Source organism: Kamptonema formosum PCC 10802, from assembly GCF_000332335.1.
GTDB lineage: Bacteria > Cyanobacteriota > Cyanobacteriia > Cyanobacteriales > Oscillatoriaceae > Oscillatoria.
In genome coordinates, this window is the sequence record NZ_KB235952.1 from 7036 (window position 1) to 8512 (window position 1477).

Genomic DNA, 1477 nt, shown 5'->3' on the forward strand with positions numbered 1-1477 from the left:
CACCCAATAATTCCTTAGGGTTGAATGCCTTGAAGTTGCTGAAGTCCTTTTTTAATAACTTAGGCCCCCTTGAAAGTTTAGATCAGGAAGATCGGGAGGTGTTTGTGCGGTTACAAGAACTTTACGACCGAGATATGGAACGAGCTACGCGAGCGGGACAAGAGCGAGAACGCCGCACCACGATAGAAACTCTGCTGCGAGTACGCTTCGGCGAATTAGACGAGCAACTGTCAGCAATTATTGACCGATTTATGGCGTTACCGGCAGAGGAGTTTGCTCCTATATTGCTGCAGCTGTCTAGTCTCTCCCGCGAGGAACTCTTGGCGCGGTTCGCGTAAGGGGAAGGTGGGTTGCGCTCAACCGCGCAACCCACCCTACAATTCCGGGAAGAAACATCCCTCGGCGAGTGGAAATTGCTTTCAAACCCGCGTTGGGCGAAGCCCTTCCCGAAGGGTAGGCGGGTTTTGTCTGTATAGCCGCGACTTCAGTCGCCAGGCTCTGAGCATTCAGCGAGTAGAAATATCTCCTCCCGGCGATTGGAAATTGCTTTCCAACCCGCGTTGGGCGAAGCCCTTCCCGAAGGGTAGGCGGGTTTCGTCTGTATAGCCGCGACTTCAGTCGCCAGGATCTGAGCATTACGCTTTCAAACCCGCGTAGGCGGGTTTTGTCTGTATAGCCGCGACTTCAGTCGCCAGGATCTTAGTAGGCGGGTTTCGTCTGTATAGCCGCGACTTCAGTCGCCAGGATCTTAGCATTCAGCGAGTACAAACATCTCCTCCCGGCGAGTGGAAATCGCTACAAACCAGCGCGGGAAAACGAGATCCCCGGCGATTGGAAATCGCGGCTACACAAACGAAGTCCGCCTTCGCGGACTTAAGAAGCAAGGAAATATTGGCGCGGTTTGCCTAAGGGGAAGGTGGGTTGCGCTCAACCGCGCAACCCACCCTACAAGATTCGGGATTTCATTAGAAAAGTACACCGGCAGGGATTTGATGGCCCTTTTCCAGGCAACGGCATCCGTTTATGCTATACAAGCAATATCGCCTAGCCATCCCCTCTAACGATGAGTATTCTCTGCCTCAACTGCGGATGATGATTCGGGAAGTGGAGGAGATGATACAGCACGAAATCGCAGCTCAGGAGTGGAATCGCCGGCAGGCGCGTCAGACGTGCCGGTGAGAAAACTCTGGCACGCGCCTACCCCGCAAGCGGCGATGGGGTTGGGTGCCGGGTTCACCCCCCGTGGCGCGTGGCGAGATGGAGTGAGGCGCAATTTATCTGCTATCAGCCATCCGCACCAGTCGGGAGTTAAGGCGCTTTGGCTGACTCTGCTCTGTGTGAGAAGTTACTGCTGAAGCTGTTTGAGAAGTTCCTGTGCTATTTGGCACTTAGGGTGCCTTTGTGCGCAGTAGAGTTGTGCCGCTTTCTGTAAATCCTCTATCGCCCCCTGTTTATCTCCCAACTCAGCACGGGCAAT

At 54.2% G+C, this 1477-nt stretch carries 2 protein-coding genes and 1 pseudogene; all 3 read left to right on the plus strand.

The window, feature by feature from the left end; genetic code table 11:
* A pseudogene (locus tag OSC10802_RS43465) lies at positions 1 to 338 on the plus strand (hypothetical protein); the annotation flags it as partial.
* Positions 339 to 1023: 685 nt separating this feature from the next.
* Positions 1024 to 1179, plus strand: a complete 156-nt coding sequence (locus OSC10802_RS52235; protein ID WP_232731910.1) for a hypothetical protein — start codon at positions 1024 to 1026, stop codon at positions 1177 to 1179.
* Entirely contained in the window at positions 1143 to 1355 is a 213-nt protein-coding gene (locus OSC10802_RS52240; protein WP_155969197.1) for a hypothetical protein, read from the plus strand. The genes OSC10802_RS52235 and OSC10802_RS52240 overlap by 37 nt, the downstream gene beginning before the upstream one ends.
* Positions 1356 to 1477: the final 122 nt, after the last annotated feature.

Bases quoted from the DNA above. Each gene is read 5' to 3' on its own strand.
- OSC10802_RS52235 (WP_232731910.1), top strand. From the start codon at position 1,024: ATGCTATACAAGCAATATCGCCTAGCCATCCCCTCTAACGATGAGTAT.